Origin of the sequence: Arsukibacterium ikkense, from assembly GCF_000987775.1 — a bacterium.
Lineage (GTDB): Bacteria > Pseudomonadota > Gammaproteobacteria > Enterobacterales > Alteromonadaceae > Alishewanella > Alishewanella ikkense.
Window position 1 is genome coordinate 69,583 of sequence record NZ_LAHO01000008.1, and the last position, 24,860, is coordinate 94,442.

At 50.7% G+C, this 24,860-nt stretch carries 21 protein-coding genes; 7 read left to right on the plus strand and 14 right to left on the minus strand.

The window, feature by feature from the left end:
* Position 1: 1 nt before the first annotated feature.
* The gene (locus tag WG68_RS09425; protein WP_046557441.1) at positions 2 to 964 is read right to left on the minus strand and encodes a magnesium transporter CorA family protein; all 963 of its coding nucleotides are present in this window, start codon (positions 962 to 964) and stop codon (positions 2 to 4) included.
* Positions 965 to 1,199: 235 nt separating this feature from the next.
* Between WG68_RS09425 and WG68_RS09430 the strand changes: the two genes are divergently transcribed.
* The 3 genes from WG68_RS09430 (at position 1,200) to WG68_RS09440 (ending at position 5,635) form a co-directional block, all read left to right on the plus strand.
* Positions 1,200 to 1,505, plus strand: a complete 306-nt coding sequence (locus tag WG68_RS09430; protein WP_046557442.1) for a DUF6172 family protein — start codon at positions 1,200 to 1,202, stop codon at positions 1,503 to 1,505.
* Between the two features lie 45 nt (positions 1,506 to 1,550).
* Entirely contained in the window at positions 1,551 to 2,813 is a 1,263-nt protein-coding gene (locus WG68_RS09435; protein ID WP_046557443.1) for a DEAD/DEAH box helicase, read from the plus strand.
* A gap of 89 nt (positions 2,814 to 2,902) precedes the next feature.
* Positions 2,903 to 5,635 carry a cation-translocating P-type ATPase gene (locus tag WG68_RS09440; protein WP_046557444.1) on the plus strand — a complete coding sequence of 911 codons (2,733 nt, stop codon included), beginning with the start codon at positions 2,903 to 2,905 and terminating at the stop codon, positions 5,633 to 5,635.
* A gap of 88 nt (positions 5,636 to 5,723) precedes the next feature.
* Here WG68_RS09440 and WG68_RS09445 read toward each other — a convergent pair whose 3' ends face one another.
* The 7 genes from WG68_RS09445 to WG68_RS09475 form a co-directional block, all read right to left on the minus strand.
* Positions 5,724 to 7,574 carry a DUF885 domain-containing protein gene (locus WG68_RS09445; protein WP_046557445.1) on the minus strand — a complete coding sequence of 617 codons (1,851 nt, stop codon included), beginning with the start codon at positions 7,572 to 7,574 and terminating at the stop codon, positions 5,724 to 5,726.
* A gap of 64 nt (positions 7,575 to 7,638) precedes the next feature.
* Positions 7,639 to 8,784, minus strand: coding sequence for a radical SAM family heme chaperone HemW (hemW, locus tag WG68_RS09450; RefSeq protein WP_046557446.1), 1,146 nt, complete (start codon positions 8,782 to 8,784; stop codon positions 7,639 to 7,641).
* Entirely contained in the window at positions 8,785 to 9,384 is a 600-nt protein-coding gene (gene rdgB / locus WG68_RS09455) for an RdgB/HAM1 family non-canonical purine NTP pyrophosphatase (protein ID WP_046557540.1), read from the minus strand.
* A 32-nt stretch (positions 9,385 to 9,416) separates the two neighbouring features.
* Complete coding sequence (locus WG68_RS09460; RefSeq protein ID WP_046557447.1) at positions 9,417 to 9,851, minus strand: DUF4426 domain-containing protein; 435 nt, start codon at positions 9,849 to 9,851, stop codon at positions 9,417 to 9,419.
* A 48-nt stretch (positions 9,852 to 9,899) separates the two neighbouring features.
* Positions 9,900 to 10,439 (minus strand): YggT family protein, encoded by a 540-nt coding sequence (locus WG68_RS09465; RefSeq protein ID WP_046557448.1) that lies wholly within the window; start codon positions 10,437 to 10,439, stop codon positions 9,900 to 9,902.
* 17 nt (positions 10,440 to 10,456) lie between these two features.
* Entirely contained in the window at positions 10,457 to 11,272 is an 816-nt protein-coding gene (gene proC / locus WG68_RS09470) for a pyrroline-5-carboxylate reductase (protein WP_046557449.1), read from the minus strand.
* Positions 11,265 to 11,954, minus strand: coding sequence for a YggS family pyridoxal phosphate-dependent enzyme (locus WG68_RS09475; protein WP_046557450.1), 690 nt, complete (start codon positions 11,952 to 11,954; stop codon positions 11,265 to 11,267). Before WG68_RS09475 ends, proC begins: the two co-directional genes overlap by 8 nt.
* A 30-nt stretch (positions 11,955 to 11,984) precedes the next feature.
* Between WG68_RS09475 and WG68_RS09480 the strand changes: the two genes are divergently transcribed.
* Both WG68_RS09480 and WG68_RS09485 read left to right on the plus strand, forming a co-directional pair.
* Positions 11,985 to 13,037 (plus strand): type IV pilus twitching motility protein PilT, encoded by a 1,053-nt coding sequence (locus WG68_RS09480; protein WP_046557451.1) that lies wholly within the window; start codon positions 11,985 to 11,987, stop codon positions 13,035 to 13,037.
* A gap of 23 nt (positions 13,038 to 13,060) precedes the next feature.
* Positions 13,061 to 14,185: a PilT/PilU family type 4a pilus ATPase gene (locus WG68_RS09485; protein WP_046557452.1), complete on the plus strand. Its 1,125-nt coding sequence runs from the start codon at positions 13,061 to 13,063 to the stop codon at positions 14,183 to 14,185.
* Positions 14,186 to 14,222: 37 nt separating this feature from the next.
* Here WG68_RS09485 and WG68_RS09490 read toward each other — a convergent pair whose 3' ends face one another.
* Complete coding sequence (locus WG68_RS09490) at positions 14,223 to 14,936, minus strand: lytic transglycosylase domain-containing protein (RefSeq protein WP_235357711.1); 714 nt, start codon at positions 14,934 to 14,936, stop codon at positions 14,223 to 14,225.
* 67 nt (positions 14,937 to 15,003) lie between these two features.
* Positions 15,004 to 16,287 (minus strand): DUF3422 family protein, encoded by a 1,284-nt coding sequence (locus tag WG68_RS09495; protein WP_046557453.1) that lies wholly within the window; start codon positions 16,285 to 16,287, stop codon positions 15,004 to 15,006.
* 268 nt (positions 16,288 to 16,555) lie between these two features.
* On the opposite strand from WG68_RS09495, the gene WG68_RS09500 reads away from it, so the two are divergent.
* Positions 16,556 to 17,440, plus strand: coding sequence for an EamA family transporter (locus WG68_RS09500; RefSeq protein ID WP_046557454.1), 885 nt, complete (start codon positions 16,556 to 16,558; stop codon positions 17,438 to 17,440).
* A 6-nt stretch (positions 17,441 to 17,446) separates the two neighbouring features.
* Here the strand turns inward: WG68_RS09500 and WG68_RS09505 are convergent, their stop codons facing one another.
* From WG68_RS09505 to WG68_RS09515, 3 genes are all read right to left on the minus strand, one after another.
* Positions 17,447 to 20,542, minus strand: coding sequence for an efflux RND transporter permease subunit (locus WG68_RS09505; protein WP_046557455.1), 3,096 nt, complete (start codon positions 20,540 to 20,542; stop codon positions 17,447 to 17,449).
* Positions 20,543 to 20,553: 11 nt separating this feature from the next.
* On the minus strand, positions 20,554 to 21,672 hold the full coding sequence (locus WG68_RS09510) for an efflux RND transporter periplasmic adaptor subunit (protein WP_046557456.1): 1,119 nt from the start codon (positions 21,670 to 21,672) through the stop codon (positions 20,554 to 20,556).
* A 64-nt stretch (positions 21,673 to 21,736) separates the two neighbouring features.
* Positions 21,737 to 22,447, minus strand: coding sequence for a TetR/AcrR family transcriptional regulator (locus tag WG68_RS09515; protein WP_046557457.1), 711 nt, complete (start codon positions 22,445 to 22,447; stop codon positions 21,737 to 21,739).
* Between the two features lie 210 nt (positions 22,448 to 22,657).
* Between WG68_RS09515 and WG68_RS09520 the strand changes: the two genes are divergently transcribed.
* Positions 22,658 to 23,089, plus strand: coding sequence for a CBS domain-containing protein (locus WG68_RS09520; RefSeq protein ID WP_046557458.1), 432 nt, complete (start codon positions 22,658 to 22,660; stop codon positions 23,087 to 23,089).
* Here WG68_RS09520 and WG68_RS09525 read toward each other — a convergent pair.
* Positions 23,086 to 24,789 carry a diguanylate cyclase domain-containing protein gene (locus WG68_RS09525; RefSeq protein WP_046557459.1) on the minus strand — a complete coding sequence of 568 codons (1,704 nt, stop codon included), beginning with the start codon at positions 24,787 to 24,789 and terminating at the stop codon, positions 23,086 to 23,088. The two genes, WG68_RS09520 and WG68_RS09525, sit on opposite strands and share 4 nt — an antisense overlap.
* Positions 24,790 to 24,860: the final 71 nt, after the last annotated feature.

A 24,860-nucleotide genomic window follows, 5' to 3' on the forward strand; every position in this document is an offset into this window, starting at 1 on the left:
ATTACCACCAACCTTTATGCTTAAACCAGAACAGTGCCGCAACGCCACCGCCCGCCATTAACGCCAGCACACTAAAGTAAGCTGCCGGCCATGTCAGCTCTGGCATATACTCAAAGTTCATGCCGTAGATCCCGGCAACGAATGTCAACGGAATAAAAATACTGCTAATCATGGTCAGTACTTTCATCCGGTCATTAATCTGATGCGAGCTGGTAGACATGTAACCGCTAACCAGATCACTAAGCTGATCATAATACATATCGGTCATACTGTGCAGACGCTCAAACTTTTCGTAAAAATCACGAACGACGGGTCTGCCAAATTGCTGCAGTAATGGGCTATTCTCTTCGTATAACGCATCTGCAAAAATGTCTTTCTGGTACGCCAGATTGCGGTTGATTTTTCGAAGCACTGAGCGGTAACGCATCATCAATGCCATTTGCTCATCGTTACCGCGGTGCAGCATATTGTCTTCCAGCTCACTTAACTCATCTTCAAAAGCAATCAGCTTCTCCAGGTAACTAGCAGCCACATTTAAAGTTAGCTGTTTTACCCAATCGGCAACCGTATTGCGGTGGCCAGCAATTAACTGTGGGGTAAGCTGCTGTAGCAGATGTGGATTATGGCATTTTATCATGCTGATAAGCACGTTGTGAGAGTATAACAAGTTAACCTGAGCGCTGCTGGCGTATTCGCTAAAATCTGCGTCGGCATAGCCACGTAAAATTAGTAGACTGTAATCAGCTTGAGTTTCCAGTTTTGGGGGGTGGCGCTGACGGCTGAAATCTTCGGCCATCGTGGGCGTGATCGCAAAATGCTGCAATACCTGTTGCAGTTCGTCTGCATTGGCGTCATTCAGGTTAATCCAGACTCTGGCATCGGCGCTGAGCTGCTGTGGCAATGTGCTAAAATCAATTTGCTGCCAGTTTTGCGTTTCTGGTTCGAAATACTGAAGTAAAATCATATTGTTTTTAACCGTGTCGCTGTTCTAATCTGGCTTACAGCATACTCATAAAAGCCGCTGCTGGGCAACTTGCCGCTACGCAGCCACGCTTAGCGCCAAAGCAACAGGGATTTCGCGACTCAATTATCCAGCAAAAAACGCAAAATTGGCGGTTATCTTCCGCTTATCCATGTAGAATACGCTTTTAACAGCGTGTTTCGCTGCTACGCTTAAATGTACACCTGTAAGGATCTTGATGAAAAAAACCATCGCGTTAACTCACCCAAAGCTGCAACCTGCTCGTTGGGTCGATGCCGTTAAGTATGATATTAAAAAGTACCTGAACAGAGAGCGCCGCAAGCCGCTGCCGGAAGGTAAGGACTACTGGTCGTTCGATTGTCGCTTTGGTGCTGCGCCAGAGGTTGCTGAAACAATTTTTACCTCTGACATTAATAAGCATATTGATGCAGCTGTGACGCAGGAACTGCCGGCGTTTTATATCGAGATCCTGGCCAGAGCTTGCAACCATCAGCCGCGCCCCAGTGCAGAAATTAGTGACTAATTTCCCTTTTATTTTAGACTGTAGCTATTCTACAGAGGAACTCTTATGCAATTTTCATCTTTAGATTTAGCTGCAGATTTACAACGCGCGCTGCTTGAATGTGGCTACAGTACTATGACACCGGTCCAGGTTCAGGCCATCGTGCCGGCGCGTCGTGGCAAGGATTTACAAGTGACCGCGCAAACCGGTACCGGTAAAACTGCCGCCTTTGCGCTGCCGATATTGCAACGCATGCTGGATAAACCCAAAGCCACGGTAGAGCGCCGGCCGCGGGCGTTGATTCTGACCCCGACCCGCGAATTAGCCGAGCAATTGGCTAATGCGATCAGCAGCTATGCGCAGTTTTTGTCAATCAGCGTTACCGCCTTATACGGCGGCGTTAAAATGGGCGGCCAGGCCAATAAATTAACCGCAGGCGTTGATATTGTGATCAGTACCCCCGGCCGCTTGCTCGAGCATATGGCGCTGGGTAACGTTATTTTAAGTGACGTTGAGTTTGTGGTGCTGGATGAAGCTGACCGGATGTTAGATATGGGGTTTAGTGCTGATGTGCTGAAGTTATTGCAAATGACCGCAAGTTCGCGCCAAACCATGTTGTTTTCGGCGACAACGTCACCGGCGGTAAATGAGTTATCTCATAAAATTCTGCGTAATCATCAGCAAATCCGGGTGGCGAAAGTCAATAGTACCGCTGATACCGTCAATCACGTGGTGTACCCGGTAGAGGAAAGCCGTAAAATCGAATTGTTTGAGCAGCTATTGGCGGAAAATAACTGGTTCCAGGTGTTGGTGTTTACCAGCACCAAAGAGCAGGCAGATCGGCTGTTAGCCGATTTACAAAAGACTAAGGTGAATGCTGCAGTTTGTCACGGTGATAAAAGCCAGGGTTCACGCCGCCGCGCTATTGCTGATTTTAAATCGGCTAAGTTGCAGGTGCTGATTGCCACTGAGGTGGCTGCCCGGGGCCTGGATATTCAGGGCCTGGATTATGTGGTGAACTTTAATTTACCGTATTTACCTGAAGATTACGTGCACCGGATTGGCCGAACCGGCCGGGCTGGCGCGGCAGGTAATGCTATTTCATTTGTCAGTCGTGAAGAAGAGCAAACCTTAGAGCGCATTCAAAAGCTGATTGGCGACGATATCAAACGTATCGTCAAGCCTGGCTTTGAAGTGAGTAACCGTGGCTCACTGTTAAAAAACATTTCCCGCAAAGTATTGTCAGGACGTTCTAACAAAGTCAGCGAAACGGTTATCGATCTGGAAAAAGCAACTAAACCTAAAGCTAAACCACGTAGCGCCGGGTAAATGATTCAAAACAGATAAATTGATCTGCCACAGCACATTACGTCGCTGCAGTTGCTAAGCTAACCCTAGCTGGCAATTCTGGAGCGACTATGTCAAAGCTCAACGCGCCTGTTTCTGCGCAAACAACACCCCCATCGAATACTACTGTGTGGCATCAACAGACAGCTTCGCAGTTGTATCAGCAATATAGTGTGCAGCCTGAACAGGGCTTAAACCTATTGCAAGTAGCTCAAGCGCGCGAGCGTTATGGCGCTAACCTGTTGCCGGCGAAGCAGCCGGTGCCTGCCTGGCGGCGTTTGTTGCGCCAGTTTAATAATTTGCTGATTTATGTACTGCTGGTAGCTGCCTTGCTGGCGGCGGTATTGGCTGAATACCTGGATATGGCTGTGATCCTGGCGGTGGTGCTGGTTAATGGCATTATCGGCTTTATTCAGGAAGGGCAGGCCGAAAAAGCGTTGCAGTCGATAGGCGCTTTATTATCAAGCCGGGCGCGGGTGCTGCGTGAGGGACAGACAGAGCAATTGAATGCTGCTGAGCTGGTGCCGGGCGATATTGTCATACTGGAAGCCGGCGATAAAGTGCCGGCCGATATGCGTCTGCTGAAGGTGTATAACCTGCAGGTGCAGGAGGCATCGCTGACCGGCGAGTCGGTGGCGGTAGAAAAACACAGTGAGCCCCTGGCGGCAGAGGTCGTGCTGGCTGACAGGCGCAATATGGCATATAGCGGTACCCTGGTAACCCAGGGCCGGGCCGTGGCGCTGGTGGTGGCTACCGGCAGCGCCACTGAGCTTGGCAGAATTAACCGCATGCTCAGTGAAGTGGTGATGCTCAGTACGCCCTTGCTACAGCAAATGGCGCAGTTTGCCCGTTACCTGACCATGGCGGTGCTCGGTTTTGCGCTGCTGGTATTTGTGCTGGGTTATCTGCGCGATTACTCGCTTAATTACCTGTTTATGGCGGTAGTAAGTTTAGTGGTTGCCGCCATCCCGGAAGGGCTGCCGACCATTTTAACCGTAGCACTGGCGATTGGCGTAACAAGGATGGCCAAACGCAAGGCCATTATCCGCCGTTTGCCGGCAGTGGAAACCCTGGGCGCGGTTTCGGTGATTTGCTCTGATAAAACTGGCACCCTGACTTTAAATGAAATGATGGTAAGCCAGCTTGCCTTGCCCGGGCAGCAGCTGACGGTAAGCGGCAGCGGTTACAGTCCGGTCGGGGCGATCACCGCTGCCGCTGGCAACGACGTGGCAGATGCTGAGCTGCTGAGCTGGCTATGCCGCGCGGCGCTGCTGTGTAATGATGCCCAACTAATTGATGCTGAAGCAGGCCGGCAAATTCAGGGCGATCCGATGGAGGCGGCCTTGCTGGTATTAGCCGAAAAGGCTGAGCTTAACCGTCAGCAGCAAGTGGCAGAGTATCCGCGACATGATGAAATTCCGTTTGATTCCGCCCACAAATATATGGCGACTCTGCACAGCGACCATCAGGGCCGCGGCTATATTTTTATTAAAGGCGCACCGGAAGCCATACTGGCACAGTGTCACAGTGTTTTTCTACCTGCAGGCAGCGAGCCGGCAAGTACTGCATTGGACACGGCCTACTGGCAGCAGCAGATAGAGCAAATTGCTGCGGGCGGCCAGCGGGTACTGGCACTGGCGGTGAAATGGCTCGACAGCCAGCAGACGGTGCTGAATCAGCAGGACTTAAGCGGTGATATTCAATTACTGGGGCTGGTTGGGCTGATTGACCCGCCACGGCCGGAGGCAATAGCAGCGATTGCCGCCTGTCAGCAGGCTGGGATCAAAGTCAAGATGATTACCGGCGATCATGCCGCGACAGCGTCAGCGATAGCGGTGCAACTGGGCCTTGCTGATGCGCAGCGGGTACTGACCGGCCGTGAGCTGGACGAGCTGAGTGAGGCGCAACTGGCCGACAGCATAGTGCATACTGCTGTGTTTGCCCGCACGACACCGGCGCATAAGCTGCGCCTGGTGACCGCCTTGCAAGCGCAGGGCGACGTGGTGGCGATGACCGGCGATGGCGTTAATGATGCGCCGGCGTTAAAGCGGGCTGATGTCGGCATTGCCATGGGCCGCGGCGGCACAGAGGCGGCGCGCGAAGCCAGTGAAATGGTGCTGCTGGACGATAACTTTGCCACCATAGCGCAGGCGGTGGCGGCTGGGCGCAATGTGTACGACAATCTGAAGAAGGCTATTGCCTTTTTATTACCGGTAAACGGCGGTGAGTCGCTGGCGATAGTGCTGGCGCTATTATTTGCATTAACCCTGCCGATAATGCCATTGCAAATTTTGTGGGTGAATATGGTCAGCTCTATTGGCCTGGCGTTGGCGTTGGCATTTGAACCGCCAGAGCCCAAACTGATGCAACGCCGGCCGCGCAAAGTCACTGAGCCGTTGATTTCCGGCTTTGTGCTGTGGCGCATCTTACTGGTATCGGGCTTATTTACCTTAGGTATCTTTGCGGTATTTAACTGGGCTATCGCCCAGCAATTAAGCATTGATTATGCACGGACCATGGCAGTCAATACGCTGGTAGCGATGGAAGTCTGGTATTTGTTCAGTGTGCGCTATATGCAGGGGCCGTCATTGTCATGGCAGGGCATTAGAGGTACCCAGCCGGTGCTGATAGCGGTGGCCATAGTGTTTGGCCTGCAACTGCTGTTTACCTATCTGCCGCTGTTACAGCAGCTGTTTAGTACCGAAGCACTGCGTTTTAGCCATGGCCTGATTTGCGTAGGTATAGGTGTAGTGGTGTTTATTGTACTGGAGCTGGAAAAGTGGTTAAGCCGGCGGCGCAGCTAAGGTGCTAAATCGCCTAATTGTAGCCTTAGTAAAAAACAGCCGGGCAGCTAACCCGGCTGTTGCTTTTACAGATTACTGTCGTGCGGGTTTATTCGCTTTTGGCAGCTGCGATATAGTCGTTTACCAGTTGCTCCAGCACGTTCAGTGGTACCGCGCCGTTGCGTAACACCACATCATGAAAGTCACGAATATCGTAGTGTTCACCCAGCTCGGCCTGGGCCTTGTCGCGCAGTTCCAGTATTTTCAGCATGCCAATAGTGTAAGCCGTGGCCTGGCCAGGCATCACGATGTAACGCTCGATAGCTTTGGTGGCATCGGTGGTTGAATTTGGCGTATTATCTACCAGATACTGAATGGCTTGCTCGCGGGTCCACTGTTTGGCGTGAATACCGGTATCCACCACCAGACGACAAGCACGCCAAAGCTCCATTGCTAAGCGTCCAAAGTCAGAGTAGGGGTCCTGATACAAGCCAATGTCCTTGGGCAGGACCTCACTGTACAGGCCCCAGCCTTCAATATAGGCAGTGTAACCACCAAAGCGACGGAACTTCGGCATATCGTCCAGCTCCTGGGCAATAGCCAGCTGCATATGGTGGCCCGGAATGCCCTCGTGGTAGGCCAGCGCCTCTAGCTGATAGGTTGGCATATCCTGCATTTGATACAGGTTAGCGTAGTACACGCCAGGCCGGCTGCCGTCCATTGACGGCCGCTGATAAAACGCCTTACCGGCACTTCTTTCCCGAAAAGGCTCCACCGCCTGTACTATCATATCGGCCTGTGGCTTCACCCGGAACAGCTGGTCCAGCCGGCCTTTCATATCGTCAATCACCCTGGTGGCTTCGGCCAGGTAGGCGGCCCGGCCCTCGTCGGTATCGGGGTAGTAAAACTGCGGATCTTCACGCATAAAGACGAAAAACTCGGCTAAGCTGCCGTCAAATTTAACCTGTTGCATAATAGCGCGCATTTCATCATGAATACGGGCAACTTGGTCCAAGCCAAGCTGATGAATTTGGCTGGCGGTTAAGTCGGTGGTGGTAATGCGCGCCAGCCGGTTCTGGTAAAAGGCCGCGCCATCTTCAAAACGCCAGACGCCATCATCGGTAGTGGCTTGCTGCTGCAGGTTCTGCAGGAAGCTGATAAGGCTTTGATAGGCGATACCTACACTGGTAAGCAAGGCAACATTGGCTTCGTCTAACAGCAACTTTTCTTCAACCTCATCCAGCCCTAACGCTTGTACTTTCTTTTTGAAGTCGGCCAGTAAGGTGCTGTCCTCTCCCTGGCTGAATGGCGCGCCGGTAATGACATTCTGGCTGCCGCTAATCACATGTTCAAATACAAACTCTGGGATAATAATGTTTTGTCCGGCACGCTTGGTCAACTGTTGCTGTAACTGGTTAAATAACAGCGGCACATTATTTAAGCGGCCAATGTAGGCTTTGGCGTCGCTGACATCTTCAATTTTATGTTGGTTAATTAACAGCGATGGCACCAGTGAATGAATACCAGACATCTGGTTTACCGGGTAGCTGTAAAAGCGCCATTTGCTGTCTTCCAGGCTGTTTTGTAAGTCTTGCTGCAACAGCTGATAACTTAACGCAGTATTGGGCTCCAGTTGGCTGGGATCGATGGCATTGAGCAGTTCCAGGTGGGTGCGAATCATCGCTTGCTCAATGTCATAGGCGGCGTCACTTAAATCCTGCCACTGATCATAATCATCTTTAATGCCTAGCCGGGTTTGTAACACCGGGTTACGGCGCACTTGTTCCATGAAGATTTGCTCAAACAGTTGATTGGCCCGCTCGTTCACGTCAAACTGGGCTGCTGCCGTTTGCTCGCCGGTTAAACCCGGTTGGGTTGTTTTCGGGCCGCAACCGCCGAGTAATGCCAGACTAACTGCCAGCGGAATTAAAGCGAAGGTGCGAAAAGCTGTCTTTTTCATAATAGTACCTGTGTTGTGGTCATTTTATTGCGCCGTTAGCCGTGTGCCTTCGCACAACAGGGGTTTAATCAATAAATAATGTCAGTAAATCATTCAGATAACGGGCACCCTTGTCGGTAACTTGCCAGTGTTGCGGCTTATTGTGCAGCAAACCTTGCTGTACCGCGCTGGCAATAGCCAGCTCAATGCTGGCGAGTGGCAGACCGGTGTAGGCGCTGAAATCACTGTGCGGGCAGGGCTCCAGCAAGCGAAAGCGGTTCATAAAGAATTCAAATGGCCTGTCCTCTGCCAGTACTTGTTCCTGACTATCCAGATAACCGCGGCTGATCTCCATATAGCCCTTCGGGTGTTTAATTTTCACGGTGCGTAAAATAGTATTGCGACCGGGCAAGGTTATTTTGCCATGGGCGCCACAGCCAATACCCAGATAGTCGCCGTAACGCCAGTAATTCAGGTTATGCTGGCATTGATGGCCGGCCTGAGCATAAGCCGAAATTTCATATTGCTGGTAGCCATGCTGTTGTAACAGTGCCAGACCTTGTTGCTGAATTTCCCACAAGGTATCGTCGGCCGGCAGCACTGGCGGGCGCGAGGCAAAGGCTGTATTAGGCTCTATGGTCAGCTGATACCAGGATAAATGTGGTGGTGCTAAGTCAATGGCTTGCTGTAAATCGGCCAGGGCGCCTTGCACATTTTGCTGTGGCAGGCCATGCATTAAATCCAGGTTAAAGCTGTTAAGGGGCAGGCTACTGGCCAGCTGCGCGGCCCGGATTGCTTCGTCACAATCGTGTATTCGCCCCAGCGCTTTTAACTGTGCGGTTTGAAAGCTTTGTACGCCAATAGAGAAGCGGGTTACGCCGGCTGCAACATAGCCGGCAAAGCGCTCTGCTTCTACAGTGCCAGGGTTTGCTTCCATGGTCACTTCCATGTCGCTGCTGCAGGACAGACGTTGCTGAACCCCATGCAGGATCTGGCTAATCCCTTCTGCTGAAAACACACTGGGCGTGCCGCCGCCGATAAAAATACTGGAGACCGTGCGCCCGCTGACTAACTTCAGGTCCTGGTCCAAATCAGCCAGCAAATGGGCAATGTATTCCTGTTCGGGAATACCTTGTTTAACCGCATGCGAGTTAAAGTCGCAGTAGGGGCACTTCTGAATACACCAGGGAATATGGATATATAACGACAGCGGTGGCAGTTGCAGGCTCACTTAGCCTTCCTGTGCTTGCAATAGGTTAACTAATTGACGCAGTGCCTGACCGCGATGGCTCAGCGCTGCTTTTTGTGTTTTGCTCAGTTCTGCGGCGCTAATCGTGTGGCCGTCGGGAATAAACAGCGGATCATAACCAAAACCACCGTCGCCCTGTGTTGCTGTGCTGATACTGCCAGGCCAGACACCATGACATACCAGCGGAGTGGGGTCACTGGCGTGGCGCAGGTATACCAGCACACAATGAAACTGGGCCGTACGCTCTGCTGCCGGCACCTGTTGTAATGCCTGTAACAGCTTAGCGATGTTTTCGCTATCGGTGGCGGCTGCACCACTGTAGCGCGCTGAGTAGATACCGGGTTGGCCACCGAGCGCATCCACCGCCAGGCCCGAGTCATCGGCAATGGCTGGTAAACCTGTTGTCAACGCGGCATGCCGGGCTTTTAAGATGGCGTTTTCGATAAAGGTCAGGCCGGTTTCATCGGCGTCACTTACCCCAAGTTGTTGCTGCGGGATGATTTGATACCGATAAGGCGCTAACAGCGCACTGAGTTCAGCCACTTTGCCTTGGTTGGAACTTGCGAGCACGAGTTTCTGCATTTTAGGCCAATTTGGAATAAAGGTTAAGGTCATTAATCGACAAAAAAAGTATGGCTGAATTTCAGCTTCTGTTGCTGGTTGCCATGGCGAATGTCAATAGTAAAGTTATACAGCTGCTCGTTCTGATAGGGTATAGTCACCAGATAATATACCGCATCGCCTTCTGTTACCTGCTTAAAGTCCAGTTTGCGCTGACGGCCAACCAGATCTTTAGCTACGCCACTAAGGGCGACTTGCTGAGCTTGCTGGCTGGTCGTGTCGAGCACGGAGATATTGACAACACCGTTAAACTTACTGCGTTGAATGCCATTTTTTAAGGCCACTTCCGGCGTTAAAAATGTGGCAGGAAAGGCAATGTAATGCACATCCCAGCTACCCAGCTTTTTCATTTGTTCGGCGCTTATTTGCCAGCTGCATAACATGGCAAAAAGACTGATAGTCAATGCGAAATAACCTGATGCTTTCATAAGTTGGCTCCTGTTGTTAACGCAAAGTGACGATGCGCTTTCGCGGGCTTATAAACCGCGAAAGGTGCTGCTAAGTAAAATGGTAATAAACTGAATCGCGATAATCAGTACTAATACCGACAAATCCAGGCCGCCTAATGGCGGTAATACCCGGCGGATTGGCCGCAGCAGTGGCTCGGTTAACTGATGCATCACCAGCTCTATCGGGTTACGGCCCTGGCTGAACCAACTTAACAAGGCCCGGATGATTAAAATCCAGAATAACAGATTAAGGGTTTCTTTTAGCAGTACCAACAGGCCACTGAACAAGGTCGCCGGTATCTGAATGGCGCCAATCAGTAACAGTTGCAATACCACCAGTTTGGCTACGGCCACCAGATAGGCTAGCACCACTGTGGCGGTGTCCAGCTTGCCAATGCTCGGTATCAGCCGGCGCAGCGGCAGTACCGCAGGGTTGGTTACTTTTACAATAAACTGACTGAACGGATTGTAAAAGTCGGCGCGGGCTAGTTGCAGCCATACCCTTAGGATCACCACCATCAACAGCAAATTAAAGGCGGTATTAATTAAAAACAACATGGCCTGCATTTTGACTCTCCGGCAAACTAGATTTGTTGCGCCATTTCTTCGGCACGTTTAATAGCGGCATACATGGCGTCGGCAACCATTTTTTCCAAGCCCTGGTCAGCAAAGGTGGTAACGGCTTCATGGGTAGTGCCGCCTTTAGACGTTACATTAGCGCGTAACAGGGCAAAGCTTTCATCGCTTTGCAGTGCCATGGTTGCGGCGCCTAACGCTGTTTTAGCCACCATAGCTTTGGCTTGCTCCGGGGCAAAACCCAACTTTTCAGCTACCTGTTGCATCGACTGCATAAAATAGAAAAAGTAAGCTGGTGAGCTGCCGGTAACCGCAATAATGTGGTTAATTTGCGCTTCTTGCTCCAGCCAGACATTCATACCGGTGCCGCTGAACATATGATCAACAAAGGCCCGTTCATAATTAGAGCAACGGCTTGGGAATAAGCCGGTGACCCCCTGGCCAACGAGTGACGGCGTATTGGGCATTGCCCGCACCAGCCTTACCTGGCCCAGCCACTGTTCATAGCGTTTCACTTCAATACCGGCCGCCAGGGTAACAAACAGCTTTTCCTGAATTTCAGGAGCACTTTGCAACAGTTTTTCACATAAGCCCTGCATCATTTGCGGCTTTACCGCCAGCACGATGATATCTGCTTTGCTAACAGCTTCGATATTGTCAAGGGTGGTACTGATACCATAATCAGCAGCCAGTGCGGTTAGCTTGGGCTGGCTGCGGTTGGCAGCGATAATGTTAGCCGGCGGGTAACCGGCATTCACCATGGCGGCAATCACGCAACGTGCCATATTGCCTGCGCCAATAAAGGCAACGGTGTTGTCATTCATTTCTTGCATAAGTCCTTGCGCCAAAAATTGCGGTGCCTAATCTTATCATAGTTGCACCATATTTCAGAGCTAAGGGCCAGTCATCTGACATGCCCATCGACAGTTCTATTGCGCCAGGGTATTTTTGCTGCAGGTTTGCTGATAGCTGCTGCATTGCGGCAAACGCCCGTTCACTGTCACCCGGGGCGGGTATCGCCATCAAACCCTTCAGCTCTAACTGTGGCAGTGTACTTACCGCCAATGCCAGCTCGTCCAGCTCAGCAGCACTAATACCAGCTTTACTGGCTTCATTACTGATATTAACTTGTAATAATATTTTTAGTTTGCCCAGTTCTGGCGGGCGCTGTGCCGCCAAACGCTCGGCAATTTTCAGCCGATCAATGCTGTGCACCCAGCTGGCATGCCCGGCAACCAGCCGGGTTTTATTGGACTGCAGTGGCCCGATAAAATGCCACTGCAAATCTTGCAGTGTGGCCAATTCATCGGCTTTACTTTGCAGTTCTTGCGGGTAATTTTCGCCAAACTGGCGCTGCCCGGCCTGATAGGCTTCTGCAATGGCTGCTGCCGGTTTAGTCTTGCTAACCGCAATTAAGCAAATGCTGGTCAGATCCCTGCCTAACTCCAGGCAATTTTCTGTCAGGTTCTGATAGGCGGCGTTCAGTTGATCTGCTATGTTATTCATATTTGTTGGCAAGCCGGAGTAGAAATTGTCATGGATATTACCGAATTATTAGCCTTTAGTGTTGAACATAAAGCGTCAGATTTACACCTTTCTGCTGGCGTACCGCCGCTTATCCGGGTTGATGGTGATGTGCGTAAACTGAATATACCACCATTAACACATAAAGAGGTGCATGCGCTGGTATACGAAATTATGACTGACAAGCAGCGTAAAGAATACGAAGAACATCTTGAATCAGACTTCTCGTTTGAAGTACCAAATTTAGCCCGGTTCCGGGTTAATGCTTTTGTGCAGAACCGCGGTGCCTCAGCGGTATTTCGAACCATCCCCAGCGAAGTGCTTACCTTAGATGATTTGGGCGCACCGGATATTTTCAAGACTATTTCAGAAAACCCGCGTGGTCTGGTACTGGTAACCGGGCCAACCGGCTCTGGTAAAAGTACCACCCTGGCGGCCATGGTCGATTACATTAACACCATGCGGCACGATCATATTCTCACCATTGAAGATCCGATAGAATTTGTGCATAACAACAAATCTTGTCTGATCAATCAGCGTGAAGTGCATCGTGATACACACAGTTTCAGCAATGCGTTACGCTCAGCATTGCGGGAAGATCCTGACGTTATTTTGGTTGGTGAATTACGGGATTTAGAAACTATCCGGTTGGCAATGACGGCTGCTGAAACCGGTCACCTGGTGTTTGGTACCCTGCACACCACCTCAGCACCTAAAACCATTGACCGGATCATCGACGTTTTCCCCGGGGAAGAAAAAGATATGGTGCGTTCAATGCTGTCTGAGTCTTTACGGGCGGTTATCTCGCAAACACTACTGAAAAAAATAGGCGGGGGCCGGATCGCCGCACACGAGATCATGGTCGGTGTGCCTGCCATTCGTAACCTTATACGCGAAGATAAAATTGCCCAAATGTATTCGGTGATTCAAACCGGCGCTTCGCATGGTATGCAAACCATGGATCAGTGCCTGGTTAATCTGGTAAATCGCGGTTTAATTTCGCAAAAAGACGCGCAAAGTAAAGCGCAGGATAAAAACACTTTTGGCGCTATGGGCCGGATTTAAAGCCGCATTTAGGAATTGACTGAATGGAACTGACAGATTTTCTAAGCAAAATGGTCAAAATGGGTGCATCAGATATGTTTGTTACTGCCGGCTTGCCGGTGGCAGCAAAAATAAATGGTGAGTTGACCATGATCGACGATACACCATTAACTGATGCTGCGTCGCTGGAGCTGGTGCTCGAAGCGATGAATGAAAAACAGCAGCACGAGTTTAATCATAGCAAGGAATGTAACTTTGCTATTTCTAATGATGCCGGTCGCTTCCGGGTATCGGCATTCTGGCAGCGTGATCAGGCGGGTATGGTGGTGCGGCGCATTGTTACCACTATCCCCAGTGCCGACGAACTTGGCCTGCCGCCTATTATGAAAGACATTATTATGTCGAAACGCGGCCTGGTACTGTTTGTCGGTGGCACCGGTACCGGTAAGTCGACCTCACTGGCGGCGCTACTGGGCTATCGCAATAAAAACTCGAAAGGCCATATTCTGACTATCGAAGACCCGATAGAATTTGTACACGAACACCAGAAAAGCCTGGTAACGCAGCGTGAAGTAGGGATTGATACCGAATCATTTGAAGCTGCGCTGAAAAGCTCATTACGCCAGGCGCCAGATGTTATTCTGATAGGTGAAATCCGTAGTCAGGATACCATGGAGTATGCACTGTCGTTCGCTGAAACCGGCCACCTGTGTATTGCCACCTTACACGCCAATAATGCTAACCAGGCCATTGATCGGATCATGCATTTAGTCCCCAAAGAAATGCATGACAAATTGCGCTTTGACTTATCATTAAACCTGCGGGCGATAGTAGCCCAGCAATTAATTCCCACCGCCGATGGCCAGGGCCGGGTGGCGGCTATTGAAGTGTTGCTAAACTCGCCGCTGGTAGCAGATTTAATTGCCCGGGGTGAAGTAGGTGAAATTAAAGCAGTAATGAGTAAATCGCGTGAGCTGGGGATGCAAACCTTTGATCAGGCATTGTATGACATGTATCAACGTGGAGACATAAGCTATGCGGATGCCATTCACCATGCGGATTCACCGAATGATTTACGCCTGATGATTAAATTACGCAATAATGAAACCAAGGGCGCCGGTTTCTTATCAGGGGTAACGCTGGAAGGCTTTGAGAAAGACGAAAAGTAAGCCGTTAATTCCGAATTAATTCAGCAGGTTGTCTGGTTCAGGCAGCCTGCTGATAGCGTTTATGCAGAATAAGTACCCGCTTAATATAGGCCTGTGTTTCGGCAAAAGGTGGTACGCCCTGATGGCGCCTGACATTACCCGGCCCGGCGTTATAGGCTGCCAGGGTTAAGTTTAAATCACCGTTATACTGCTTTAACAACCTTGCCAGATAAACACTACCACCCTGAATATTCTGCTCTGCTGATAACGGGTCGCTAACCCCCAGCATGGTTGCGGTATCGGGCATCAGCTGCATTAAGCCAATAGCACCGCGTTTGGATAAGGCCGCCACCTGAAAAGCCGATTCAGCATGAATGACAGCTCTGATCAACGCCGGATCCAATTGTTGCTCCTGGGCTATCCGGTCAATAATCCGGTTATAGGGCCGGACAAATAATGGCGTGTTGTGCCAATTGATACTGGAGTTTGGGTCGCAGGCAAAACAATCAAAATGCAGTTGCTGATAGGGCCGGTTAACCGGTCGTCTGTCTGAAAATAATACCGTGCCATCCGCCTGGTTTGACTTAAACACCGCAATACTATTGGCAGGCGCAGGCTTAGCCACTGGTTGCGCCTGGGGTTGCTGGCCTGGTTGCAGTTTCAGCTGACGTTTCGGTTCGCTATTAACCTCTACCGAAGCTGGCGTAGCGCCAGTCAACGGCGAGCTAAGCATTAGCAGACAGCTGCAAATAATCGTAACAGGACGTTGCACTTCAATGATCCATCAGATGTAAGATCGCCAGTAAAGCACTAAGTTGGCTAAATCTCAAGTTACCGCTTCAGCTGACTTTGTCCTTTTGCAATTGCCGGCTTAAGTAAAGCAATAACAAGCCGACGGCCAGCAATACCAACGGCAAGCTCAGGCTGCGCCATAAATTGACATTCAGTTTTGGTAACCAGAAGGCAGCTGCCAGCACTGCTTTATCGGCTAATTGCGCGGCGTAGTAGCTAATAGCCACGAACGACAAGCCTTCTACCACTTGCTGGAGTTTGAGCTGCAGGCGGGCTTTCTTGTCCATGGATACCAGCAACTGCTGGTTCTGTTGCTCCAGCTTCAGATTGATCCGGGTGCGCAGTAACTCGGTAGAACGCCCCAGCCTGGCACTTAATGATGTCTGGCGGGCCTGAACCGATTCACTGGTCCGAAAAGCGGGGGTTAACCTGCGCTCGGTAAAATCCTGCAACGACATTAAATCACTGATTGGCGTCTCATTCAGTGCTTTTAAGCGGTCCTGGGTTAACTGGTAATAGGCTGCGGTGGCGGCTAACCGCGAACTGGTTTCTGCAATCAGATGCTCAGTTTGTGCTGCCAGCTGACTTATTTGATTCAGCAGCCGCTCGTCGTTATCCCGCTCTTGCTCAAGCCGCTGGGTCAGCATTGACAACTGCTGCTCCAGATTATTCAGTTTATGCAATGCCTGGCGGGCGACCGGCCACCCCAGCAATGCCAGCTTACGGTAGTTGCCTAAATCAAACAATTGTTGTACCAGCCGGCCCAGCCGGGCAGGGCTTAACCCATAGTCGACCAGCAGCAAGCGGCCCGCGCCTTCAGCATGCTTTTGAAAATCAGTCCAAATCCGGGCTTTTTCATCGGCCAGCATGCTGCTGATACAGGTTTCATCATTAAAATAGCGACTGATTTCACCTTTGGCGGGTAAGGCTTTGGCCGGAATAACCGTTAGCTGAACTACCCGAAACACCTGACCGGGTATTTCATCAAACCAATCGCGGCTGGGTAAAAAGCTCAGGGGATCGTCAAACAACGCCGGTGCGGATCCGGGCAAAATAAAGGTATAACTGGAAAACTCGCCATGGCGCTCCCAGCGCAAGCTACCGGCAAATAGCGAGATATTCAGATCCTGATCGGTTTCGGTTAAATGGGTGCCTTGTTGCTCGGCCTGACGTTGCATCAGGCTGAACTCCAGCTGGCGTGAGGCACTGGCCACGGTAAAGGTAAAATGACACAGTCGGCAGGGCGCGCAGAGGGTAGGGAAGGTGCGCTGGCGTAGTTCCTTATCTAATACATCGCGTAGCGGGTGATTACGTAAGGTGAGCTTGCTCATATTCAACTCCTCAATCACAGAAAACCGGAAAGACAACAAGTCGGTTAGGCTATAACAAGCAGATCCTGTGCCAGTTGCAGTAAGGCGCTGCATTGCGGTTTAGTCTGCAGCTAAGCCATTACAATAGTTTGAATTATCCGTGACGGTTTCTTTGTAACGGTAACAATTGCCGCCATTAGTCTGTACTAAAACAAAGCAAGCTGCTGCAAGATGGGGCAGCTTGGGTTAAAATAATGACCTCGCCCGCTACTAATTCCGGAAGCTCAACATGGCCCGCAGCGCTAATCACACTCTGTTCCTGGCTATCTGCTGCGTGTTGTTGGCAATGGTAACCATTCAGACGGGGGCCTCCATTGCCAAACAATTATTTCCGCTGATCGGACCGGATGGCACCACCGCGCTGCGCCTGGGATTTTCAGCCATTGTACTGTGGCTGGTGTTTCGACCCTGGCGGGCGTTGCCAAGGGGGCGCGACTGGCAGGCCATTATTGTTTATGGCTTGTGTTTAGGCGGCATGAACATTTTGTTTTATCTGGCGATTGCCCGTATTCCGCTGGGGATTGGCGTGGCGCTGGAATTTACCGGGCCCTTAACAGTTGCGCTACTGGCATCGCGCCGGAAACGGGATTTATTCTGGGTAGGTTGCGCTATTGCCGGTATTTTGATGCTGTTGCCGGACATGCGCGGTGCTGATGCATTGGATCCCATCGGCGTGCTGCAGGCGCTGGCAGCGGGGGCCTGTTGGGCTGGTTATATCTTATTTGGCAAAAAGACCGGGTCGCAGGCTTCTGGCGGTATTACTGTGGCACTGGGCATGACAGTAGCCGCCATGGTGTTGGTGCCGCTTGGCGCTGTGAGCCAGGGAATGGCACTGTTAAGCTGGCAGGTATTACCGCTGGGTTTATTGGTGGGTATTTTATCCAGTGCTATTCCGTATTCGCTGGAAATGGTGGCACTGCGCCATATGACCTCACAAAATTTTAGTGTGTTTATGAGTATGGAGCCGGCTATTGCGGCGCTGGCGGGTTTTATTATTCTGGCTGAGTTGCTGACATTGTGGCAGTGGTTGGCGATTGCGCTGGTGATTATCGCGTCGCTTGGCAGCTCGTTAACGGCCGGCAAGGCTAAGGCTGCCTCGCCGGCGTTAAATTAACTTCAGTTACATTGTTGTGCTGTTGATGCTCTCCGCTGCATGAGCAGACTCTGGCTGTAACTGATAGTCACGCGCCAGTAGCAGATACATGGCCGGTACCACATACAGCGTAAATAGGGTGCCTATCGTCATGCCGCTGGCAATCACCAGCCCCATCGCATAGCGTGAACCCGCGCCCGCACCGGTGGCAATCAGCAACGGGATCATGGCCAGCACGGTGGCGGCTGTGGTCATCAGAATAGGTCGCAGCCGTAAACTGGTGGCTTCTTCAATTGCATCGCGCTTGCTTTTGCCTTCAAGTTGTAACTGGTTAGCAAATTCTACGATCAGAATACCGTGCTTGGCGATTAAGCCGACCAGGGTCAGCAAGCCCACCTGCGTATAAATATTAATGCTGGTAAAGCCTAAGCTGGTGAAAATCAGCGCGCCGCAGACGCTCATCGGCACGGTAACCATGATGATGATAGCGTTTTTAAATGACTCAAACTGCGCCGCCAAAATCAGGAAGATCACTATCAATGCAAAGAAAAAGGTCACTACCAGTTGCTGGCCTTCGGCTTTAAATTGCCGTGACTGCCCGGCATAGTCGACGCTAAAACCGGCAGGAAGCAGCTCGGCTGCGATATCATCCAGTACCGCCAGCGCTTCACCTAAGGGTACACCTGGACGCGGCACACCTGATATTTTTACCGCATTAAGCTGCTGAAAACCACGCAGTGCCTGCGGTTGCACCGATTCGGTCAGGGTGACTAATGCCGACAAGGGCACTAACTCCCCGGCGCTGTTGCGGGTGTAATATTGTTTCAACTGATCCGGGTTTAAGCGCTCAGCCCGTTCTACTTGCGGGATCACCCGGTAAGAGCGGTTATCCAGCGCAAAACGTCCGGCATCGGCGCCGGATAACAAGCTACCTAAATCAGCGGCAATTTGCTGCATAGACACCCCCATTAACGCCGCTTTGTCACGATCTACCTGGACGGTTTGCCGCGGTCGGTTAATTTTTAAATCACTATCGACAAAGATAAAGCGGCCTGATGCCATTGCCCTGCCTAGTATTTGCTGCACCACCTCTTGTAAGGCATCAAATGACTGTGTTGAGCCGACGATAAACTCTACCGGCGTACCACCTCCTGGCGAAGGCAAAGAGGGCGGCACTAATGCAAAGCTGTTAAGGCCAGGTAAGTCTGCCATAAAGGGTTGAATATTTTGCTCCAGTACCTGGGCGGTAGTGCGGCTGCGCTGATCCCAGGGTGCTAGTACAAAGCCGGCAATAGCGTTGTTAGTGCTACCGGTACCATTGATGATAAAGATATTTTTAATCTCAGGCGCTTCAGCACTTAAGCGGTTTAGCTCTTTGGTATTGCGTTCCAGATAATCGAGGGTAGCGTAGCTGTCGGCTTCCAGTATAGAGAACACAAAGCCCTGATCTTCTGCCGGTTCCAGCTCCGAGGGGCTGGTGATGAACAGGAAATAACAGGATAGCAGTACTATGGCACCAAAAGTCAGTACCACCGGCATGGCATTCAAGGCACCATGTAACTGGCGCTGATAACCATGGCGCAAGCGTTCAAACTGTTTATCCAGCCAGGCTTCTAACGATTTTTCGTGCTGATCGCCTGCCTGATGCGGCTTTAAAATATAGGCACACATCATCGGCGATAATGTCAGCGCCACTACCCCGGATAACACCACCGAGGCGGCCAGGGTAAAGGCAAATTCAACAAAGAGTACGCCGGTTAAGCCGCCGACAAAACCTATCGGTAAAAACACTGCCACCAAAGTAGTCGACATGGTAATAATAGGCCAAGCCAGCTGCCGGGCACCTAAAATAGCCGCTTCGGTACGCGACTTACCTTCCTCAATAAAGCGGTGAATGTTCTCCAGCATAATGATGGCATCATCCACCACGATACCGATGGCCAGCACCATGGCGAGTAAGGTCAGCAGGTTGATGGAAAAACCCATTAACCACATTAAAAAGAAGGTGCCAATTAACGATACCGGTATGGCTACTGCCGGGATAATCACACTGCGCAGCGAGCCTAAAAAGGCATAGATTACCAGCACGACAATCACCAGTGCCAGTACGATAGAGATCACCACCTCATCGATAGCGTTTTCAATGTATTCGGTGGAGTCGTAAGGGATATCAGCATCCAGCCCTTCAGGCAACTGCGGGATAATATCGCGTTCCCAAATCTTTCTGACTTCTGCTATCACATCCAGCGCATTGGCATCAGGCGAGATTTCAATGCCTATAAAGGTCGCAGCCAGGCCGTTAAAACTGACTGAGCTTTCGTAGCTTTCGGCGCCCAGTTCCACAGTGGCGATGTCGCTTAAGCGCACCACACTCTGGCTGTCGCTGCTTATTACTAACTGCTGAAATTGCTCGACACTGTGTAAATCGGTAGCCGCATTCAGATCGACCGCGACCATTTGTCCCTTGGTGCGCCCCAGCGCTGCTAACACGTTGTTGCTGCGAAGGGCGCCGCTAACGTCAGAGCCGGTAATACCAAAAGCCGCCATTTTTACCGGGTCCAGCCAAATACGCATGGCAAAGGTACGTGCGCCAAGAATTTCAGCCCGCTGCACGCCGGGTATGGTAGCCAATTGCGGCTCTATTACCCGTACCAGATAATCGGTGATCTGGTTGTTGCCCAGCACCTCAGAGTAAAACGACAGATACATCGCCGCCACATCCTGGCCGACCTTTAGCGAAATCACCGGATCGCGGGCATTTTGCGGTAACTCAGAGCGAATTTTGTTTACCTGCGCCGCGATCTGGGTTAGCGCCTGGTTAGGTTCGTAATCCAGCCGCAAATAAGCTTCGATGGTACTGACCCCTGCCACTGAGGTCGATACCAGGTAATCAATGCCTTCAGCAGCGGCAATTTCCCGCTCCAGCGGCGTGGTTATAAAGCCCTGAATCAAATCGGCATCGGCACCGACATAGACAGTGCTGACCGTGACCACCGCATTCTGAATTTCTGGAAACTGCCGCACATTCATATCCATAATGGCGCGCAGGCCCATTAGCAGGATAAACAGGCTGACCACAACCGACAGAATCGGCTTTTTGATAAAGACATCAGTAAAGCGCATACAGGAGTTCCTTACTGGTTATCAGGAGTTGGGTTAAGCTCAGCGCTGGGCTGTGCCCGGCCATTTTCGCTGATTTTCACCGCGGCGCCATTGCGTAACTTTAACAAACCTGAGGTGGCAACTTGCTCACCCAGCTCGAGGCCTTGTTCAATAGCAATTAAATCGCCGCGGGTCTGGCCGGTGCGCACAAAGCGTTGATGGGCAGTTAAGCTGCCATCCTGCTCACGGATCACAAACACCGAATTACCATAAGGGTTAAACTGAATGGCCGTTTGTGGTACCAGCAACACATTTTGCTGCTCGCCGGTGTCCATTTGTACCCGGGCAAACATGCCGGGGCGCAGTTGCTGGTGCGGATTAGCAAAGGTGGCTTGTACTTCAATGCTGCGACTGGATTCCCTGACACCTGGCGCAATGGCGGTAATTTCGCCGCTAAAGGCTTTGTCGGCATAAGCATCGACGGACACAGTCAGGCGTTGGCCCTGGGTGATATTGGCCAGTTGCTGCTCGGGCAGGGTGAAATTCAAATAGATAGGATCTAAAGATTGCAGCGAGACCACTGGGGTGCCGCCGGATAGTAACTGCCCCAAGCTGACCTGACGCAAGCCGGCTACACCATCAAAGGGGGCAATAATGGTTTTTTGGGCAATGCGGGCACGTTGTGAGGCCACAGCGGCACTGGCCTGAGCGGCTTCGCTCTGGCGGCGCAACAACTCCAGCTCAGAGATACTTTTATCGCGGAACAGCACTTCAAAGCGCTGCTGTTCCAGCTTTGCCTGTTGCTCAGCGGCAAGCAGCCGTTGTAAATCGGCTTGATCAACACTGTCATCCAGCTTCAACATCAGCTGGCCGCGCTTGATAATGGCACCATTGTCAAACAGAATGCTGCTGATAATGCCGCTGGCTTCAGTGGTCAGCTCAGTGCTGTTAACCGCGGCAAAACTGCCGATGGCGCTGACAAAAGGCTGCCACTCGTCGGCGCTGACCTTAGCGGCGGTAATACTGGCGGCTGGCATCGGCATAGTGTCAAAAAACTGATTCATAAAATGGTTGCCTACCGCCTTGTAGCCAAAAATGGCGCCAAAAAACAGGGTGGCGGCAATAAGCATTACCAGCATGCGTTTGTACATGGTGTCTCCTTGATGGGGCTGTTGTCCCGCTTAAAAATTAAAAAATTAGTGCCGACATTTAATGTCAAATATTCAACAGAACGCTCAGTGCCGCGACCCTGGTTTTAATCTGTGCCATATCGCTGACATCGACCAGCGGTTGCCAGCCCATACCATTGAGTAACATATGCATATGACGGTACTGCTGCATGTCGTGCCGCGGCACGGCGAAGGCTTCGAGCAAGCCACTGGTTTGCTCCAGCGTATGGCTGCCCTGACACAAAGCCCAGGGCGCAATCGCCAGCTCCATCGCACTGCAGCCGTTGGCGACTAAGCTGCCGTCATCTATTGCTTGCTGCACTATGCCACAGACCAACGCCGCTATCGGCTGGCCGCATTGCAATACCTGCTCACGCCGACAGGCGGAAGCATTTTCCCAAACTGCTTCGGTAAAAATATATTGGCTAAGCTTAGCGTGAGTAGGATTGTGTTTACGAAAGTCGCGCTCGGCCACGCTAATGGCAAACATTTTGTCACGGCTTGATACCGGTAAGGCGATGATTTGCTGAAACATCTGCAAATGTTGCGCACTATGCCGGGCCGCCAGCGCCACTAACAAATCTTCACGAGACGTAAAATGCTGGTACAGGGTGCCGGTGGCATAATCACAAGCCTTGGCCAGCTTGGCCATTTGCAGCTGAATAATGCCGTCCGATGCAATCATTTGCTCAGCAGTATCTAAAAACAGCTGTTCACGCTCGTCGCGTTCACGCTGTTTGCGCTCTGAGGTTCCCATACGTTATGCTCAATTTTTGACAGGTTTGCGAATTATGAATCAGATTCAAAAAATGAGCAAGCGTCAATGCTTGGCAAATTGTGGCAAAATGTTATTGGCGCGGCTAACAGCAGGCAATTTGATCCAGCGCTAAGCAGGGCAGGCAATTTTTAACTAAGATTAATACTTAATAGTGACAGTAATGTTGGACACTAATATTAAGGAGTCAGTATGACGATAACCTGTGTTGCCCAGTTAATGACCGCGGACCCCTTGTGTGTAACCCGGCAATCAACACTGAAAGACGCGCATGATTTAATGCGCGAGAAAAATATCCGGCACATTCCGGTGATTGACGAAAACGGTGAGCTGGTTGGCATGCTGACGCAAAAAATCATGATTGCCAAGGTGATGGGATTGATGGCGCAGTTTGGCGCTACGGCACTGGAACGCAAAGAGAAGCAGCTATTGGTCAGTGAGTTAATGGCAACCGATTTTGCTGCAGTTAACGCTGAACAATCGTTAGCGGAGGTTGCCGATTTTTTTGTATCTAACCGCCATGGTTGTTTACCGGTGGTAAATGCCGACAATAAAATAGTGGGTATTTTAACCTCGTCCGATTTTGTCAGGCTGGCTGCGCGTTTATTAAAAACTAAAGCCTAATGCTGATACCAGCGAAGTTGGTTTTTACCCTGACTTTTCGCCTGGTACATAGCGGCATCAGCCTGGCGTAGCAAAATGTCGGAACTGAGCTGTTGGCCACTAAACAGCACTAAACCAATACTGCTGCTGCAGCGGTGAAGTAGCTGATGCTCGGGATCAATTAGCAAGGGCTCGTTAATAGTGGCGGCAATTTTAATGGCTATCTGTTCAGCGCGCTTTTTACAATGAGCTTTACTTTTAGCAATGTCATGCAGCAATACAATAAATTCGTCGCCACCAAAGCGGGCAACGGTATCTGCCTCTCTGACCATGCTACAAATACGCTTACCTACTTCATGTAACACGCCATCGCCGGTTTTGTGGCCATACAGGTCATTAACCGGCTTAAAATTATCTAAATCAACAAACATTATCGCACAGTAACTTTTGCTGCGTTTGCTGCTTAGCATGGCATGTGCCAGCCGTTCTTCCAGCAGACGTCGGTTTGGTAAGCCGGTTAAATCATCATAAAATGCCAGGCGGTGAATTTTATCTAAGGATAAACTGCGGCTGATGGCCAGCTCTGCCAGATGACTGTAATTAGCAATTTTTTCTTGCTGTGCCGTGCTGGGCTTGCAGGGTGTGCGGTGATAAATGCCAAAGGTTCCTAATACCTTGCCTTTGGCATTTTTGATCGGATGTGACCAGCAAGCCGCTAGATTAGCTGGCTTGGTTAACCTTAAAAATGGCTGCCAATAGGGGTGGCTATTAATATCCGCTACAATTACCGCTTCGCCGGTAAAAGCAGCAGTGCCGCATGAACCTTGGCCTAGCCCAATGGGCAATCCATTGATAGCCTGATTATAAAAGTCAGGTAAAGAAGGCGCAGCGCCGTGGCGTAAGTGCTGCCCGGACTCATCTAACAACAGTACTGAACAGTACATTTCAGGGTGAAGTAACTCTATCTGTCTGACCATGCTGGTGAGAATGTCAGATAAATTAGCCCCCTGGCTTATCTGGCTTAAGATTAAATTTTGCAGCTCTAATTCCTGAGTACGCTCAGCAATTTGCTGCTCAACCGTGCTGATAGTTCGCGCATAACGTTGATTAGCCATACTGAGTTCAGCAATTTGCTGCGCCAAAGACGTGAGCAGATTCAGTAGGGCTGGCAGTTTTGCTTCATCGATTATTGGCACTTCGGCAATAGCGGCTAGATATTCTTGATTGCTAAAGCCCAATTGTTGGCCTTGTTCGGCAAAAAAGTGGTTATCGGGCTCAGTTAAAAAAAACTGACCAATAAATAGATTAGCGATATGAATGTCGTCAATAACCAGCGGCGTGGCACAGTCGGTTAAGCCATTGCGGCATTTGTATATAGCGTAATTTTTGCCTTGCTGCATGTTGCTGGATAAATCAACATCACTTTCATGGCAGCGCTGCAGGGTGGTTTTATTAACCCGGTGAAATTGCATGCATGCCCGTTGCCATTTGGACGAGGCAAGTACTTTGCCATCAAGGCCAATTAAGGCAATAACAACCCCAATCGCTTGCAGGAAGTTGTCAAATAAGCCATTTAAACGGGAAAAGTCTATTTCAGCCGCGAGATTACTGGCAGCAATATTGATGGGGGGGCGCTGGTTTTTATTCCAGTCAGCGACCAGAGGATCAAGCATTTGAATTAAGCTGGATTCTTTTTGCAAATACTTACTGTGTTTAGTCATATCTGAATTAGCGTAGCTGCAACTCGTGCTTGATACCAGCTTTTAGCGCGGTTTACTATAAAAAAACCTCT